The sequence below is a fragment of the Rhodococcus sp. NPDC127593 genome, assembly GCF_042671975.1.
Lineage (GTDB): Bacteria > Actinomycetota > Actinomycetes > Mycobacteriales > Mycobacteriaceae > Rhodococcus_F.
Genome location: NZ_JBHXWI010000057.1, coordinates 20,909 through 36,830, shown reverse-complemented (window position 1 = coordinate 36,830; position 15,922 = coordinate 20,909). Strand labels below are relative to the sequence as shown.

Genomic DNA, 15,922 nt, shown 5'->3' with positions numbered 1-15,922 from the left:
GTCAGTCGGGGAGTTCGCCGACATCGTGCTTGATCGTCGCGTCACTGAGAAGGAGTCCGACCCCGAGGGCCATGACGCCGATTCCGAGTCCGATCGCGGCTCCGCCGAGTCCGAGCATGATTCCGAGCATGTTGTCTCCTGTTCGTCGCTGGTGTGCGGGAATTCATGCCCCCGCTTTCTGAACACCTACGACTCTCGCGGCTCCGGCCCTCCGAGATAAGACACCCCAGGGGTGGTGCAATCACACCCCCGGACACGGCGCCGGGCGGCAGAATGGCGGCCATGACGGAATTACCGGAATGGGCCCGAACCCTCGACCTCGCCCCGCACCCCGAAGGCGGCTGGTACCGCGAGACGTGGCGCAGCGACGTCACGATTCCGGAGGGGAGCCTGCCGGACGACTACCCCGGACCGAGGGCGGCCGGTACCGCAATTCTGTTTCTCCTGATGCCCGGACAGCACTCGGAATGGCACAGCGTCCGCAGCGCCGAGATGTGGCTGTACCACCGGGGCAGCCCGCTGCGGCTCGAACTCGGCGGGGACGGAAGCGAACCCGCAAATCCGGACGCGCAGATCCTCGGCGCAGACGTCGCGGCGGGCCAGCAACCACAGCTGCTGGTCCCGCCGCGACATTGGCAGCGAGCGAAGCCCGAGGGCGACGAACCGACTCTCGTCAGTTGCGTCGTCACCCCGGGCTTCGACTTCGCGGACTTCCGGCTCTAGGCCCTCCGGGCCCGTGCGCCTTTTTGGTAGCTGCAGCAACCAGAAAGGCGCACGGGCGCTACGCGCCCAGCGTGTCCGGGTCGGGGCCGATGCGCCCGTCGGCCCGGGTCAGCGACCCGACCGTGTTGATCTCGTCGGGGGTCAGCTCGAAGTCGAAGACGTCGAAGTTGGCGGCGATGCGCTCCGGCGTCACCGACTTGGGGATGACCACGTTGCCGATCTGCAGGTGCCAGCGGATGATCACCTGTGCGGTCGTCTTGCCGTGCGCCGCAGCGATCTTCGCGATGGACTCGTCCTCGAGGACGGTGCCCTGCCCCAGCGGGCTCCACGCCTCGGTCGCGATGCCTTTACCGGTGTGGAAGGCGCGCAGGTCGGCCTGGTTGAACCGCGGGTGCAGCTCCACCTGGTTGATCGCGGGCACCTCGCCCGTCTCGGCGATCAGACGGTCGAGGGTCTCCGGGGTGAAGTTGGAGACACCGATCGACCGCGCACGCCCGTCGGCCTTGATCTTCTGGAAGGCCTTGAACGTGTCCACGTAGCGGTCCGCGGACGGCACCGGCCAGTGGATGAGGTAGAGGTCGACGTAGTCGAGCCCGAGGCGGTTCAGGCTGTCGTCGAACGCGCGGAGCGTGGAGTCGTACCCCTGGTCGTCGTTCCACAGCTTGGTGGTGACGAACAGCTCGTCACGGGCAATTCCGGAGTCCGCGAGCGCGCGGCCCACTCCGGTCTCGTTCTCGTAGATCTTGGCGGTGTCGATGCTGCGGTACCCGGCCTTCAGCGCCTCGGTGACCGCGGCGTGACTCTCGTCGTCCGGCACCTGCCACACGCCGAAGCCGAGGGCAGGAATGCTGTTCCCGTCGTTGAGCGTGACCGTAGGTACAGGACTCTGTGCATTGTTGAAACCCATGAGAGTGTCCAACCGGGGACCCGGACCAGATGTTCCCGCCGTCTCAGAATGTGGACTTTCGCGTGTCGTTTCGGTACGACCGGGTAATCCGACGGCATCGGCGTTCAGGTGGTGACACGCCCGGTGGAAGGGGCGGACATGGGCCTCGGATACACATTGGCCTATCGGTTCAAGATCACGCCCTGGGTGAAAGCGGGCCGCGTGTTCGGAAACCAGATCGAGACGTTGCTCGATCCCTTCGACGCACCACCGGGAGAGGTCCTCGACATCGGATGCGGCACCGGTGACCATGCCATCGAGATGGCCCGGCGGGGGTGGCAGGTGACGGGGGTCGACACCGTCCAGCTGGCGCTGGACAAGGCGCGGTCCAAGGCTCGGAAGGCGGGGGTCGACGTGCGTTTCATGCGCGCGGACGCCACCGACCTCGAGCACGCGGTCGGTCGCGGGTACCACCTGATCCTGGATGTGGGGTGCTACCACGGTCTCAGCGACCACGCCCGGGTCGCGTACGCCGAGAACGTCACGACGGTGAGCGAACCGCACGCCACCCTGCTGATGTTCGCGTTCGGGCCGGGGCATCGCGGCCCGCTGCCGCGAGGGGTCTCCCGCTCCGACGTGGAGCGGACGTTCGAGAAGTGGAAGATGGTGTCGGATGTCGACGCCGACACGACCGGTATGCCGGGACCGCTTAAGAAGGCCGACCCCCGCTGGTTCCGCCTCGTCAAGCGCTGAGTGGATAATCGCCTGGTGACTGCAACACTGCGCATCAGCGGACTGTCGGCTTCGCGCGGTGAGCGCACCCTCTTCGCCGGCCTCGACCTGACCCTCGCCCCGGGCGACGTGACCGGCCTGGTCGGAGCGAACGGTGCCGGCAAGTCGACGCTGCTGACCGCCCTCGCCGGGGTCGGCTCGGCGGACGTCGAGGGCAGCATCGTGCTGAGCCCGCCCGACGCCGCCGTCGGCTACCTCGCTCAGGAACCCGACCGGATCGCCGGCGAGACGGTGCTCGACTTCCTCGGCCGCAGGACCGGCGTCACCGAGGCCGAGCACACCATGAACGCGGCCGCCGAAACGCTCGGCGAGTCGGACGAGGATCTCTACTCCCCCGCCCTCGAACGCTGGCTGGCGCTGGGCGGCGCCGACCTCGCCGAGCGCGCGGAGAAGGTCGTGAGCGAACTCGGGCTGGGGGTGCCGCTCGACTCGCACATGACGTCGCTGTCCGGTGGGCAGGCCGCGCGCGCCGGGTTGGCGTCGCTGCTGCTGTCCCGGTACGACGTGCTGCTGCTCGACGAGCCCACCAACGACCTCGACCTCGTGGGGCTCGAGCAGCTCGAGCGTTTCGTCGCCGAGAGCCGCGCGGCCATGGTGGTGGTGAGTCACGATCGAGAATTCCTGGCGCGCACCGTGACCGGCATCGTGGAACTCGACCTCGTACAGCAGCAGATCGCGGTCTACGACGGCAGCTACGACTCGTACCTCGCCGAACGGGAGATCGCCCGCAGGCATGCCCGGGAGGCGTACGAGGAGTACGCCGGGACCCGTTCGGACCTCGAGGACCGCGCGCAGATGCAGCGGAACTGGATGGAGCACGGTGTCCGGAACGCGCGTCGCAAGGCGAAGGACAACGACAAGATCGGCAAGGGTCTGCGCACCGAGTCCACCGAGAAGCAGGCGGCGAAGGCCCGGCAGACGCAACGCCGGATCGAGCGGCTCGACGTGGTCGAGGAGCCGCGCAAGGAGTGGGACCTGCGGATGGAGATCGCCGCCGCCCCGCGCAGCGGATCGGTCGTGGCGACGGCGAACGGTGCCACCGTCGCGTGGGGCGGGGACCGCGAGTTCACGTTCGGTCCGGTCACCACTCAGATCGACTGGGGTGACCGGATCCTCGTCACCGGCGCCAACGGGTCCGGCAAGACGACCCTGCTGAAGGTGCTGCTCGGCAAGATCGCCCTGGATGCGGGCACCGCCTCACTCGGTTCGGGTGTGGCGATCGGCGAGATCGATCAGGCCCGCGGCCTGTTCGAGGGCGGCGAGAAGGTGGCCGACGCATTCGCGGCGCAGGTCCCGGACTGGCCGGACGCCGACGTGCGGACACTGCTCGCGAAGTTCGGGCTCAAGGGCCACCACGTGCTGCGGCCGGCGGCCTCGCTGTCACCCGGCGAACGCACCCGCGCCGCCCTGGCACTGTTGCAGGCGCGGGGCGTCAACCTGCTGGTGCTCGACGAGCCCACCAACCACCTCGACCTTCCCGCGATCGAACAGCTCGAGCAGGCGATGGAGAACTTCGACGGCACGCTGCTGCTCGTCACCCACGACCGGCGGATGCTGGATTCGACGCGCAGCACGCGCCGGTGGCGGATGGACGACGGCCGGCTGTCCGAGGAGTAGTCAGTCGCCTTCGGCCATGGGCGGCAACGCCTTGACGAACGGCGGGTCGTAGTCGACCTTCCCCAGCTTCGCCGCGCCGCCGGGGGAACCGAGGTCGTCGAAGAAGTCGGCGTTCGCCTTGGTGTACTCCACCCACTGGTCCGGGACGTCGTCCTCGTAGAAGATCGCCTCGACGGGGCAGACCGGCTCACAGGCGCCGCAGTCGACGCATTCGTCGGGGTGGATGTAGAGCATCCGACCGCCCTCGTAGATGCAGTCGACAGGACATTCTTCGATGCATGCCTTGTCCAGAACGTCGACACAGGGCTCAGCGATGGTGTAGGTCACGTCTGTAATCCTGTCCTTTCCTGCCGTCCCGCGCGAATCGCCTCCACTCTGCCACGCAATTTCCCAGGGTCAACCTGTCATTTTGGCGCCCGTCGCCGGTTGTATGCGGTTGACAAACTGTTGGGTTTTCACAACACTTTGTTGCATGAGCCCAGTACGGCGTGGGGACGCCCTCCCCATCTACAACCGCATCGGCGTCCTTCGCGCCGAGCGTGGGATGAGCCGGGCTCAGCTGGCGGGACTCGTCGACGTCAATCCCCAGACCGTCGGCGCGCTCGAACGGGGCGACCACTACCCGAGCCTCGACCTGGCGTTCCGTATCTCGTGGGTGTTCGAACTGCCGGTGGAGGCCATCTTCTCCCGCACCGAGTTCGGACCCCTGTCCACCGAGCTGTATCGCACCGACCGACCGCCGTCCACGACAGGAAGCGGGGAGAGTTCCCATGTCTGAGACCACTCTGATCGAGCGGTACCAGGGGTTCCGGACGCGCAGATTCCTCCAGAACGAAAGCCGTTACCGCACCTGGCTACCGAGGTGGCGGACGCGCAGCCGCAGGCGAATCCTGGTGGTCGCCCTCGCGGTGACGTTCGTGTTCATGACCGCCGTCGGCATCGTGTGCCATTTCGACATGGTCGTCGGGCCGCTGCTGTGGCTGCCCGCGTGCCTGTTTTTCTTCCCGCTGTGGACGATGCTCCAGATCGTGTCCGGGCGGCAGGGGGACGCTCCGCGCGACGCCCTCGACGAGTGGGAGATCCAGCAGCGCAACAGTGCCCGGTCGATTGGGCTGACGGTCACCCAGCTACTGACGCTCGTTCCCGCGCTGTACCTGATCTTCGTCGGCGCGCTGGACGTCGATCACGGCAACCTGCCGTACGCCGCCGGGCTGCTCGTCGTCACCGCGCTGATGATCGGGGGCTGCACGCCCGCCATGATCCTCGGCTGGACACAACCCGACCCCGATCCCGACGACCTCGCCTCGTAGAAACATCCGCCCTCCAGAACGGGAAGGACCCATGTCTCACACTCTCACGATCGACGGCATCTCCAAACGGTACGGCGAGGTCGTCGCACTCGACGATCTGTCCTTCGAGGTCCGCCCCGGTGAGATCTTCGGTTTCGTCGGTAGCAACGGCGCCGGCAAGACCACCACCATGCGCATCGCGCTGGGCGTCCTGTCCGCCGATTCCGGCGAGGTCCGGCTCGGCGGCAAGCCGGTGGACCTGGACGTGCGGCGCACCATCGGGTACATGCCGGAGGAACGCGGACTGTACCCGAAGATGAAGGTGGGCAAGCAACTCGAATACCTCGCCGAGCTGCACGGCATTTCCCGCTCGGCGGCGCGGGAGGCGGTGGCCCGCTGGACCGAACGCCTCGGTATCGCGGACCGTGTCGGCGACACCGTCGACGCCCTCTCGCTCGGCAATCAGCAACGCGTCCAGCTGGCCGCTGCGCTCGTCCACGATCCCGCTGTGCTGGTTCTCGACGAACCCTTCTCCGGCCTCGACCCCGTCGCGGTCGACGTCATGAGCGATGTGCTCGTGGAGAAGGCGAATACCGGAGTACCGGTGATCTTCTCGAGCCATCAGCTCGAACTCGTCCAGCGTCTGTGCCATCGTGTCGGCATCATCAGCCACGGCCGGATGCGTGCCGTCGGCACCGTCGACGAACTCCGCGGCGGCGGGAACGCCCAGCTCGAAGTCCACGCGCCGGAGGCGCCGGTCGGGTGGGCCCATCACCTCGACGGCGTCACCACGATCAGTCACCTCGACGGCCGGACCCTGTTGTCGCTCGACGCCCACGTGGACGACCAGCTGATCCTGCACACCGCCCTGAAGACGGGACCGGTGCACGAATTCTCGCTGCACCGGCCCACCCTGACCGATCTGTTCCGAGAGGTGGTCACGGCATGAGTGCCCCACTGAGCCCTGCCCGCGCGATCGGCCTCGTGGCCCGCCGCGAATTCCTGACACAGGTGGCGAAGAAGAGCTTCGTCATCAGCAACGTGATCATCCTGCTGGCCATCGTGGGCGGCATCGTCGCGTATTCGCTGTTCTCGGGCGGCGACGACGAACGCCCCACCATCGGACTCGTCGGCGACCAGTCGCTCGCGCCCGCCCTCGTCGCCACCGGTGACGTGGTCGGGACGCCGGTCGACGTCGTCCCGACCACGGACGAACAGGCCGCGCGGGACGACGTGGGGAACGGCGACCTCGACGTCGCCCTGATTCCCGGCACCGACGGATCCGTCACGGCCGTCACCGAATCCGAGATCGGCTCCGGGCTTCGCACCGTGATCGACGCCGCCGTGGTGCAGCAGGCTCAGGCCGGCGCGCTCGCCGCACAGGGCGTGGACGCCGCGCAACTCGCCGAAGCGACCGGCCGGGCGGCCGTCACCGTCGACGCACTCGATCCGCCCGACCCGGAGAAGGGCCAGCGCGTGGCCCTCTCCATCGCCGTGGTCGTCCTGCTGTACATGCAGATCATGATGTTCGGCATGTACGTGGCGATGGGTGTCGTCGAGGAGAAGTCGAGCCGCGTCGTGGAACTGCTCCTCTCGACCCTCCGTCCGCTGCAGCTGCTCTGGGGCAAGGTGATCGGCATCGGCGCGGTCGGTCTCGTCCAGTTGACCGCCTACGGTGTGGCGGGTGTCGCCGCCGGACTCGCGACGGGCGTGCTCACCGTGACCGGGACGGCGATCGGGGTGCTGGCCGGAACGCTCGGCTGGTTCGTGCTCGGATTCGCGTTCTTCGCCGTCCTCTACGCCGCGGCCGGGTCGATGGTGTCGCGACAGGAGGACGTCAACGCCACCGCGTCACCGCTGATGGTGCTGATCGTCATCATGTTCTTCAGCGCCTTCTCCTCGGTGAGCAACCCGGACGGCACCCTGAGCAACGTCCTCAGCTGGATTCCGCCGTTCTCGGCGATCCTGATGCCGCTGCGCATCGCCGCCGGCGTGGCGTCCCCGGTCCAGGTGGTCGTCACGATCGCCCTCATGCTCGCAGTGACCGCCGCGCTCAGCGTGCTGGCCGCGAAGATCTACCAGCGCTCGATCCTGCGGATCGGCAAGGTCGTGTCGTGGAAGGAGGCGCTCGGGAGGTAGAGAATTCCCAGCGCACGACCAAGTTCCCTGTGTAGTCTTCGAATCGTCGATCGATGCTGCTCAGCTGCCGTCGCGGAACGGGGAACACCCATGGTCGTCCGTCGCAGGAAGCCGATCGTCGCCATCGCCGTCGCCGTGGTCGCGTCCATGACGTTGATGCTGACGGCATGCACGTCCGACGAGCCGACCACTGCGGGCGGTGGCAACGCCGGACCCGACGGCACCCCGGTCGCCTACAAGGAGCCGGTCAAGCTGTCGAGCGAGAACGGGGTGCTCGAAGTTCGACTGTCGGCCCATCAGGGCACGGTCGACCTCGATACCGTCTCGGAACCGGTGTCCAACTTCCTGGTCTTCGGTTACGAAATTATGCAGGGCACGAGTTCAGACGGTTCGACCACCGGCGGCGACCTCTATCCGGCACCGACGTTGCGCGTCGATCCGGGTGAGCGCCTGATCATCCACTACGACAACGATCTCCGGAACCTCACGATCGAGGACTTCTACGACCCCGCGTTCACGCCGGCGGGCGGGGAGGTCCCGATCTATCCCCCGGCCCTCGAATCGGCGCCGCTGAACCTGCACACCCACGGTTTGCACGTGAGCCCGGACGGCAACGCCGACAACGTGCTGCTCGACATCCCCGCCGGGATGGGCAACGTCTACGACTACGCGGTGCCGAAGGACATGCCGAACGGCCTGTACTGGTACCACAGCCACCGTCACACGATGACCGCGCAGCAGACGTACGCGGGGCTCGCGGGACTGCTGGAGATCGGCAGGCCCGACGGCAACCTTCCCCTGGTGACGCAGAACGACGTTCCCATCCGCGACATGGCGCTGCAGTACAACTTCGTATTCGACCGTAAAGGCAACGGCCACCAGCTGAACGACCCGAACTGGCCACAGTTCGTGAGCACGCTGAAGCCGCCGGAGGGGACACAGCTCGCCGACGGAACGTACGAGCCGAGCCTCGCGCCCGTGAACTTCGCGGAGACCACGGAGGGCTCCCAGTACTTCACCAATTGGTATTCCGGGCCGCTGTCGCCGGCGAATCATCGCGGGCAGAACCAGTTCGTGCCGGGCAATCTCCAGAGTTTCAGCAGTGATTCGACGAATGTCCCCGCCGACCCGTCGCTGCCGGACAACGAACGCGATGTGCAATACACGATCAACGGGCAGTTCCAGCCGGAGCTGAAACTGAAGCCGGGCCAGACGGAGATCTGGTCGCTGGCGAACATCAGCGATTTCGCGTACATGCCGCTCAGACTCACCGAGACCGCGACGGGCAACCACCCGAAGTTCTCCGTCGTCGGCCAGGACGGAAACCCCTTCACCCGGGTGCAGCTGCCCGTCGCCGGTGACGGCACCCGGCTCGTCATCCCGCCGGGGTCGCGGTACGCGATCGCCGTGACGATGCCGGACACCGGCGATCTGGTGCTCGACATGCCACCGCTGGAAGGGGCGAAACCCGTCACCAACCCCGGCGTGCTCTATACGAACAACGGCACCGACAATCCGCCGGCCGAGCTGGGCACGGTGACCGTCGACCCGTCGGTCATCAGCTACGCCGACGGCTTCTTCACCTTCCCCACCCAGACCCTCCTGCACGTCACACCCGACAGCGGTGACGGGCTGACCACGCCGTTCGAGCCCGGTCAGAACCTCGACGCGTACACGTCTTTCGTGGACACGTCGGTAATGACCCCCGACGTGAAGCGCACTCTCACGGTCTCGGGCGGGTTCGGCAACGAGAAGGCCAGCAACAGCGATCCGAAGGCCTTCACCTACGAGTTCGACGACAACACGTTCCCGAACATCCCGCTGATCCAGCCACGTCTCAACTCGGTCGAGGAATGGTCGATCACGAACCTCAACAACGACGAGCATCCGATGCACATCCACGTCAACGACTTCCAGGTGATGGAGATCGTCGATCCGATCGCCGGCACCCGGACCGGGGTGCAACCGTGGGGTGAGGACAACGTGAATGTGCCGGCGCCCGTCACCGACGCGAACGAGAACCCGCTCGTGCCCGCATCGGTGACGCTGCGCACGAAATTCACGGAGTACACGGGCACTTTCGTGATCCACTGCCATCGCCTCAACCACGAGGACAACGGACTGATGGCCACCGTCAACGTCATCCCCGAGGTGTCGACGTACGCGGTGGCGGTGCCGGGTTCGGCGGGCACCCCCGCGACCGTGCAGGTCCACGACGGCAACGGCGACAAGGTGATCGCCGCGGTCACACCGTTCCCGTCGTTCGAGGGCACCCCGACGGTGGCGATGGCCGACGTCAACGGCGACATGATCCTCGACCTCGTCGCCGGGACCGGTGCGGGCGTGGCACCGGAGGTCGTCGCGTACGACGGCAACGATGTCGGCTCCGGCCCGTTCACCGCCGAGCTGACCCGGTTCGCCCCGTTCGACGGCGGCTTCCGCGGGGGCGTCAACGTCGCGGGTGCGGACATCGACGGAAACGCGCTGGCCGACAACATCATCGTCGGCACGGGCCCCGGCACCGAATCGCAGGTGAAGGTGTTCTCGTCCACCCTGCCCACCGGGAAGGGCGGGGCACCCGAGGTCTTCTCGAGCTTCACCCCCTACCCCGGGTCGCAGGCCGGGGTCACCATCGCGACGGGCTTGGTCGACGCGGCCTCGGGCCGGGCCGGCATCGTCACCGCCCCGGGGCCGGGAGAAGCGCCTCGCGTGAAGACGTTCCGCTACGACCTGTTCGAGCCGACCGCCGCCGCGACCGCCGACGGCACCGCGGACGAGCACGCCGGCCACACCGACGGACCGAGGACGACGTCGGAGTTCCTGGCCTTCGACGAGAGCTACCTCGGCGGTGTCTCACTCTCGACGGGGTGGGTGGCCGGCGCCGAAGGCGGAGCGAAGAGCATCGTCACCGGCATGCTGGGCGGCGACGGCAGTGTTCGCGTGTGGTCGAGTGGGTCACGCCTCGACGGTGAACCGGGCATGTATCTGGAGAGCCCGAACCACCACTCCGGCGACGTCGTCTTCACTCAGATCGCGTCGTTCGCACCGTTCACCGGCGGCACTCCTGGCTCGGGCGTGCAGGTGGCCACCACCAGCACCACCACCGGCGCCGACCTGCTCGTCAGCGGCTCCGGGCCGGGCGGCACCGAGGTGCGCAAGTTCGGGCTGGGCCGCGCCGAACCGCAATCCACCACGCTGGTGCCGCTGCCGTTGGGCACCCTCCCCGCGCTCCCCGCAGCGCAAGGGTCCGTGCCTCTCGGTGGGCGGTAGACGGAGTGGGTCAGCCGGCCCGCTTCTCGGCGGCGTCGGCGATGTCGTCGAGATCGCGCCGGATCGCCTTGGTGGTGGCCTTCAGCGCGAAGGAGCCGAACACTTTCATCATGAACTTCGAAAATGCGCCGAGCCCAGTTGCTTCCGCCGAGAAGTGGAAGGTCAGGGTGGTGCGGTCACCAGCAGGCTCGAGGGTGAACACCGTCGTGTAGTCCGCGCCGTGGGACGACGCCTTCACCACGGTGCGCTTCTCCGGGTCGATCTCCGTGACCCACATTTCCTCGGTCGACGACTTGCCGAACAGCACCCGCGTCTCACGCCACCGCGTGCCGACTTCGTATTTCGTTGAGTCCAGCCTCTCGAGCTTCTCCACACCGCTCAGCACCGACTCTGCGTTGTCCAGGTCGGTGATGACCGCCCAGACCGCGCCGACGGGCGCATCGATCGTTCGGCTCACGCGGATCTCCGAGGCTGACATGAAGCACCCATTTCTTTCTTCTCAGGGGAGGGTCCAGAACTGGCGGGTCACCAGGTAGAAGACGATGACCCAGAACACCATAACCCCGGCGACGATCGCGATCCCGCGACGGTTCGTTGTCGCTACCGGAACGTCCGGGGGCGGCCGCAGCCAGCGCCCCAGCACACGGTTCACGTAGTACGGCATCGTCACGAAGCTCATGATGAAGCTGGACAGCAGGTTTCCGATGAGCAGACCGAGCCACAGCGGCATCTTCAGCGGCGACAACGCGAGGGTGAGTATCACGACGGTGGGATAGAGACCGACCCACACCGCGATCGACGTCTTGGTTTCGGACGGCGGCGGCGCCTCGTTGCCGTTCTCGTCGAACGCGAACCAGCTCCCGAAGGAGTTGTCGATGGTGCGCAATTCGAAGTCGTGGAACTTCTCCCCCTCGGCGAGGAGTTCCTGACGCTTCGCCGAGGTGAGCCACCTGTCGAGGTCGGCGGCGTTGTCGTAGCGGTACAGCGCGGTCCACTCGTCCTGGACTCCCTCGATGGGCCGGAAGAGTTCGCTCCCGCGGAAGCCGTCGAACTTGCTCTCTTCCAATCGCAGTCGATCCTGCCACGCGAGGAAGTCGTCGACGTGCTCCGGACCGACACGGTGCGTCACGACGACCGTCACGAGCGGATCGGACTCGCGAGTGCCCCCGCTGATGACCTGCTGGGTGGCGGGGCCGTCGAAGTATTGCTGCCCCTCGTCCAGGCGGTGCTGCCGGGTGACGCTGTTGATCCAGGCCTGCACGTGGGCGACGGAATCGAAGCGGTAGACCACGACCCAGTCGGGTTGCACGGCGGTGGGCGGCGAGATCTCGGCGCCCAGGAACCCCGGGTAGTGGGACGCGGCGGTGTTCATGTCCTTTTGCCAGGCCTCGAAGGCCTCCTCCGAGCCGGCGCGCACCTTCTGGCCGATGATGACCGTCGCGGCGTTGCCAGTGGACTTCTCGGTGGACTTCTCGGTGTCCATCGCCCTCTCCTCACGGCTCAGGTCGTCGGAACCGATCGGTTCTCGCCGATTCGGCTGTAGATCCGCTCGGGGGTGAGCGGCAACGCGCGGAAACGCACACCCGTCGCGTTTTCCAGCGCATTGGCCAGCGCAGGCGCCACCGGGTTGATGCAGCACTCCGCCATTCCCTTCGCGCGCATCGGTCCGACGGAGTCCGTCGAATCGACCAGCAGCACTTCGGTACGGGGAATGTCGGCGTAGGTGGGGATGCGGTAGTTGCGCAGATTGGGGTTGATCATCACACCGTTGTCGTCGACCTGGAAGTTCTCGGTCAACGCGAATCCGATGCCCTGGGCGACGCCGCCCTCGATCTGGCCGCGGACCTGCACCGGGTTGATGATCACCCCGGCGTCCGTGGCATGGACGCTGTAGAGGATGCGGATCTCGCCCGACACCCGGTGGACGGCGATGCGGAAACCGTGGGTGTTGGAGACGACGCTGCGCGGCGACCCGTATGCCTTGCGCGCCTCGGTGAACCGGATGCCGCGGCGGCGGGCGGCGTCGAGGAGTTCGGTCAGCGGCACGCGCGTGCCGTCGCAGAGCACCCCGTCGTCGTCCATCGAGCAGGACGCGACGTCGACCCCGGTGTGCGCGGCGGCGAACGCCAGGATGCGATCGCGCAGCGCCTCCGACGCCCGCGACACGGCGTTGCCTGCAACGAAGAGGCCCGCGCTGGCGAACGCCCCCGTGTCGAAGCCTGTCCGGTCGGTGTCGGACTGCACGAGACGCACCCGCGATGGCGTGGTGCCGAGATGGGTGGCCGCGATCTGCACGTGCGCGGTCGACGTCCCCTCACCGAATTCGACGGTGCCGACGGCGAGTTCGTACATGCTGTCGTCGCCGAGCGTCGCCCACGCCTCCGAGATGTGTTCGGTCGGGGGCGCGGTCTCGTGCAGCGAACTCGCGGTGCCCTCGCCGACGAGCCAGTCGTCGCCCAGCACCTGCCCGTTCCCGGTCCGCCCCAGTGCGGCGTCGACCAGATCGATGCACTGCCCGAGCCCGTCCTCCGCGAACACGACGTCGTCGGGACCGTCTTCGATCGCGACGAGTGAGTCGCCGGGGCGGACGATGTTGCGGCGCCGCAACTCGAGCGGGTCGATGTCGAGTGCGACCGCCAGCTCGTGCATGGCGGACTCGACCGCGAAGGCGGGCTGCGTCATGCCGTACCCGCGCAGCGCTCCGCTGGGCACGCTGTTCGTGTAGACGGAGTACGCATCGAACTTCTTGTTCAGACACCGGTAGATCGAGATGGCGGCACCTGCGGCGAACAATGTCTCGCCGCCGTGGTTGCCGTACGCGCCGGTGTTCGACACGTTGCGCACCTGGAACGCCGTGAGCGTGCCGTCGGCGCGGGCGCCGAGCTTGATCGTCAGCTTCATCGGGTGCCGCGGCGACGCCGTCGTGAACTCTTCTTCCCGGGTGAACTCGAAGCAGACGGGCCGGCCCGTGTCGAGGGTGGCGAGCGCGACCAGATCCTCCGAGATCACCTCCTGCTTGCCACCGAAACCGCCCCCGACGCGCTTGCAGAACACCCGCAACTGGTCGGGGCGCAGGTCGAACAGGTGAGCCAGCTTGACCTTGGCGATGGACGGCGACTGCGAACTCGTGCGCACGTGCAGGCGATCGTCCTCCATCCAGGCGATCGACCCGTGCGTCTCGAGGTGCGCGTGCTGCACGCGCGGTGAGAAGTACGTGCCCTCGTGGATCACGTCGGCTTCGGCGAACCCTGCCTCGACGTCGCCCACCTCCCCGTGGAGTTCGAGCAGGATGTTGTGCACGGGATCGCGGACGAACGGGTCGTCCGAGCCGTGCAGCTGCGGTGCGCCGTCGGCCATCGCCTCCTCAGGGTCGAACACCGCAGGCAACACGTCGTATTCGACGACCACCTGGCGACAACCCTCCTCCGCGGCGCCGACCGTGTCCGCCAGCACCGCGACCACCCGCTGGCCGGCGAAGCGGACCGTGTCGTCGAGGATGTACGTGTCGTCGGGGTCGACGAGGTGATCGGTGTGGATCGCGGTCGTGAACCGCTTCCGGGGCACGTCCTCCCACGTGTACACGCGGTGCACGCCGGGTACGGCGAGAGCCGCCGTCTTGTCGATCGAGACGACGCGGGCGTGGGCGTGCGGGGAATGCAGCACCTTGAGATGCAGCATGCCCTCGATCTCGGTGTCCATCGTGAACTCGGCGCGGCCGGTGACCACATCGGTGGCCGCGGGTGCCCCGACGCTGGTGCCGACCGCGCGACCCGGCTCGGCGACCTCCACCGCGGCGACACCGTTGACGGCATCCTCGATGGCCCGATAGCCGGTGCAGCGGCAGAGATTGCCCTTCAGCGCGCGCGGCAGGTCTTCCTTCTGCGCGTCCGTGAACGTCGCCGAGGTCATGATCATCCCGGCGGTGCAGAAGCCGCACTGGAACCCGGGTGCCTCCCGGAACTGCCGCTGCAGCGGATGCAGGTCCTCCGGCGAACCGAGGCCCTCGATCGTGGTCACCTCCCGCCCCTCGGCGCGGAACGCGGGCGTGATGCAACTGTGCACGGGATCGCCGTCGAGCCACACGGTGCAGGCTCCGCAATCGCCTGCATCGCAACCCTTCTTGACACCGCGATGACCGAGCGAGCGCACGAACGTGCGCAGGCACTGGCCGGGATTCGGCTCCGCGTCGAACGTCCTGCCGTTCACGGTGTACGCCATCAGCGGTCTCCTCCCGCGAGCTCGGTCCGGATCTCCTCGGCGAAGTGCTTCGCCAGGTGGCGACGGTGGTCGGGGGTGCCGTTGGGGTCGTCGAACCACACGTCCTCGGGCAGCGCGTCGATGCGCTGCTGCAGCGTGTCGGCGTCGGGCACGGCGTCGAACGCGAAACGGATCGGACGCGTCGTGCCCGCCGTGATCGTGAGCAGGAGGTCGTCGCTGTCGGGCGACCGGGTGCCGATCATGAACAGGGTGGAACGGCCCAGGTGCGTCAGCGTGAAGCGGCGGTGCGCGTGACGCTTGCGCAGGGCGCTGACCGGGATGTCGATGCGCCGCAGGATCTCACCCGGGGCGAGCACGTTCTCGTGGTTGCCCGTCACGAAGTCGGCGGCGTCGACGATCCGCTCGGACCCGTCGGCTGCCCACAGTGTGTACGTCGCCTCGAGCGCGACCGTCATCGTGATCATCGGGCCGGCGGGCAACGACATGCAGATGTTGCCGCCCACCGTCGCCGAATTCCAGATCTTGAACGATGCCAGGAACGCCTCACAGCTCGTTCCGAACAATGAGGCGGCTCTCCAGTCGTCCGGCGGCGCAAGCGCATACAACTCACGGATGGTGCACGTCGCTCCGATCTCGAGGCCGGCGTCGCTCGGCACCAGGGTGTCCCAGCCGAGCGTCGTGAGATCGACGAGACGGCGCAGGTCGGGCTGCTGATCGGAGAACAGCCACGTTCCGCCGGCCAGCCAGGCGTCGCCTTCCCGCCACTGCGCTCCCGGCCGGTCGGGTGGGCGCCGAACGACATCGGTGATGGTGTTGAGGTCCATATGACTGCTCCACTCGGGGAAAGTGTCGTCGTTCTCGTACCCGGCCTGCGTCAACCCATCTGACTCTAGACACCGTGGAAGCGGTCCCGGCGCTGTTTGCCGTGTTCCGGCCGCACAGGCGACCGTCACCCGCCGTAGCAGACATCTGCCGCCCCGGCGCGACC

General features: G+C 67.5%; 15 protein-coding genes. 8 read left to right on the top strand and 7 right to left on the bottom strand.

The genetic code is table 11. The annotated features are described in order from the left end of the window. Window position 1: 1 nt before the first annotated feature. Window positions 2–130 (bottom strand): hypothetical protein, encoded by a 129-nt coding sequence (locus tag ACFVJ3_RS38505; RefSeq protein ID WP_009478066.1) that lies wholly within the window; start codon window positions 128–130, stop codon window positions 2–4. A gap of 152 nt (window positions 131–282) precedes the next feature. Between ACFVJ3_RS38505 and ACFVJ3_RS38500 the strand changes: the two genes are divergently transcribed. Further along, on the top strand, window positions 283–723 hold the full coding sequence (locus tag ACFVJ3_RS38500; RefSeq protein WP_378457054.1) for a cupin domain-containing protein: 441 nt from the start codon (window positions 283–285) through the stop codon (window positions 721–723). Between the two features lie 58 nt (window positions 724–781). Here the strand turns inward: ACFVJ3_RS38500 and ACFVJ3_RS38495 are convergent, their stop codons facing one another. Further along, window positions 782–1,630 carry an aldo/keto reductase gene (locus tag ACFVJ3_RS38495; protein ID WP_378457053.1) on the bottom strand — a complete coding sequence of 283 codons (849 nt, stop codon included), beginning with the start codon at window positions 1,628–1,630 and terminating at the stop codon, window positions 782–784. Window positions 1,631–1,768: 138 nt separating this feature from the next. Here ACFVJ3_RS38495 and ACFVJ3_RS38490 point away from each other — a divergent pair, with 138 nt between their 5' ends. Then, the gene (locus tag ACFVJ3_RS38490; protein WP_378457052.1) at window positions 1,769–2,362 is read left to right on the top strand and encodes a class I SAM-dependent methyltransferase; all 594 of its coding nucleotides are present in this window, start codon (window positions 1,769–1,771) and stop codon (window positions 2,360–2,362) included. 15 nt (window positions 2,363–2,377) lie between these two features. After that, window positions 2,378–4,018: an ABC-F family ATP-binding cassette domain-containing protein gene (locus tag ACFVJ3_RS38485; protein WP_378457051.1), complete on the top strand. Its 1,641-nt coding sequence runs from the start codon at window positions 2,378–2,380 to the stop codon at window positions 4,016–4,018. On the opposite strand, the gene fdxA is transcribed toward ACFVJ3_RS38485, so the two are convergent. Then, the gene (gene fdxA / locus ACFVJ3_RS38480) at window positions 4,019–4,345 is read right to left on the bottom strand and encodes a ferredoxin (RefSeq protein WP_005244047.1); all 327 of its coding nucleotides are present in this window, start codon (window positions 4,343–4,345) and stop codon (window positions 4,019–4,021) included. It lies immediately after the preceding gene. 145 nt (window positions 4,346–4,490) lie between these two features. Here fdxA and ACFVJ3_RS38475 point away from each other — a divergent pair, with 145 nt between their 5' ends. The 5 genes from ACFVJ3_RS38475 to ACFVJ3_RS38455 all read left to right on the top strand — a co-directional run bounded on the left by ACFVJ3_RS38475 (window position 4,491) and on the right by ACFVJ3_RS38455 (window position 10,716). Then, on the top strand, window positions 4,491–4,796 hold the full coding sequence (locus tag ACFVJ3_RS38475) for a helix-turn-helix transcriptional regulator (RefSeq protein ID WP_378457050.1): 306 nt from the start codon (window positions 4,491–4,493) through the stop codon (window positions 4,794–4,796). Continuing rightward, the gene (locus tag ACFVJ3_RS38470) at window positions 4,789–5,328 is read left to right on the top strand and encodes a hypothetical protein (protein WP_378457049.1); all 540 of its coding nucleotides are present in this window, start codon (window positions 4,789–4,791) and stop codon (window positions 5,326–5,328) included. Before ACFVJ3_RS38475 ends, ACFVJ3_RS38470 begins: the two co-directional genes overlap by 8 nt. A 31-nt stretch (window positions 5,329–5,359) precedes the next feature. Continuing rightward, the gene (locus tag ACFVJ3_RS38465; protein ID WP_378457048.1) at window positions 5,360–6,256 is read left to right on the top strand and encodes an ABC transporter ATP-binding protein; all 897 of its coding nucleotides are present in this window, start codon (window positions 5,360–5,362) and stop codon (window positions 6,254–6,256) included. Continuing rightward, the gene (locus ACFVJ3_RS38460; protein WP_378457047.1) at window positions 6,253–7,446 is read left to right on the top strand and encodes an ABC transporter permease; all 1,194 of its coding nucleotides are present in this window, start codon (window positions 6,253–6,255) and stop codon (window positions 7,444–7,446) included. The genes ACFVJ3_RS38465 and ACFVJ3_RS38460 overlap by 4 nt, the downstream gene beginning before the upstream one ends. A 90-nt stretch (window positions 7,447–7,536) precedes the next feature. Continuing rightward, complete coding sequence (locus tag ACFVJ3_RS38455) at window positions 7,537–10,716, top strand: multicopper oxidase family protein (protein ID WP_378457046.1); 3,180 nt, start codon at window positions 7,537–7,539, stop codon at window positions 10,714–10,716. Between the two features lie 10 nt (window positions 10,717–10,726). Here the strand turns inward: ACFVJ3_RS38455 and ACFVJ3_RS38450 are convergent, their stop codons facing one another. From ACFVJ3_RS38450 to ACFVJ3_RS38435, 4 genes are read right to left on the bottom strand one after another with little or no spacing between them, the layout of a single operon-like run. Next, a complete protein-coding gene (locus ACFVJ3_RS38450; RefSeq protein ID WP_378457045.1) occupies window positions 10,727–11,194 on the bottom strand; it encodes an SRPBCC family protein in 468 nt (155 codons plus the stop codon). Window positions 11,195–11,215: 21 nt separating this feature from the next. Then, window positions 11,216–12,199, bottom strand: coding sequence for an antibiotic biosynthesis monooxygenase (locus ACFVJ3_RS38445; protein WP_378457044.1), 984 nt, complete (start codon window positions 12,197–12,199; stop codon window positions 11,216–11,218). 17 nt (window positions 12,200–12,216) lie between these two features. Continuing rightward, a complete protein-coding gene (locus ACFVJ3_RS38440; RefSeq protein WP_378457043.1) occupies window positions 12,217–14,934 on the bottom strand; it encodes a molybdopterin-dependent oxidoreductase in 2,718 nt (905 codons plus the stop codon). Then, window positions 14,934–15,758 carry an FAD binding domain-containing protein gene (locus ACFVJ3_RS38435; protein WP_378457042.1) on the bottom strand — a complete coding sequence of 275 codons (825 nt, stop codon included), beginning with the start codon at window positions 15,756–15,758 and terminating at the stop codon, window positions 14,934–14,936. The genes ACFVJ3_RS38440 and ACFVJ3_RS38435 overlap by 1 nt, the downstream gene beginning before the upstream one ends. Window positions 15,759–15,922 lie beyond the last annotated feature (164 nt).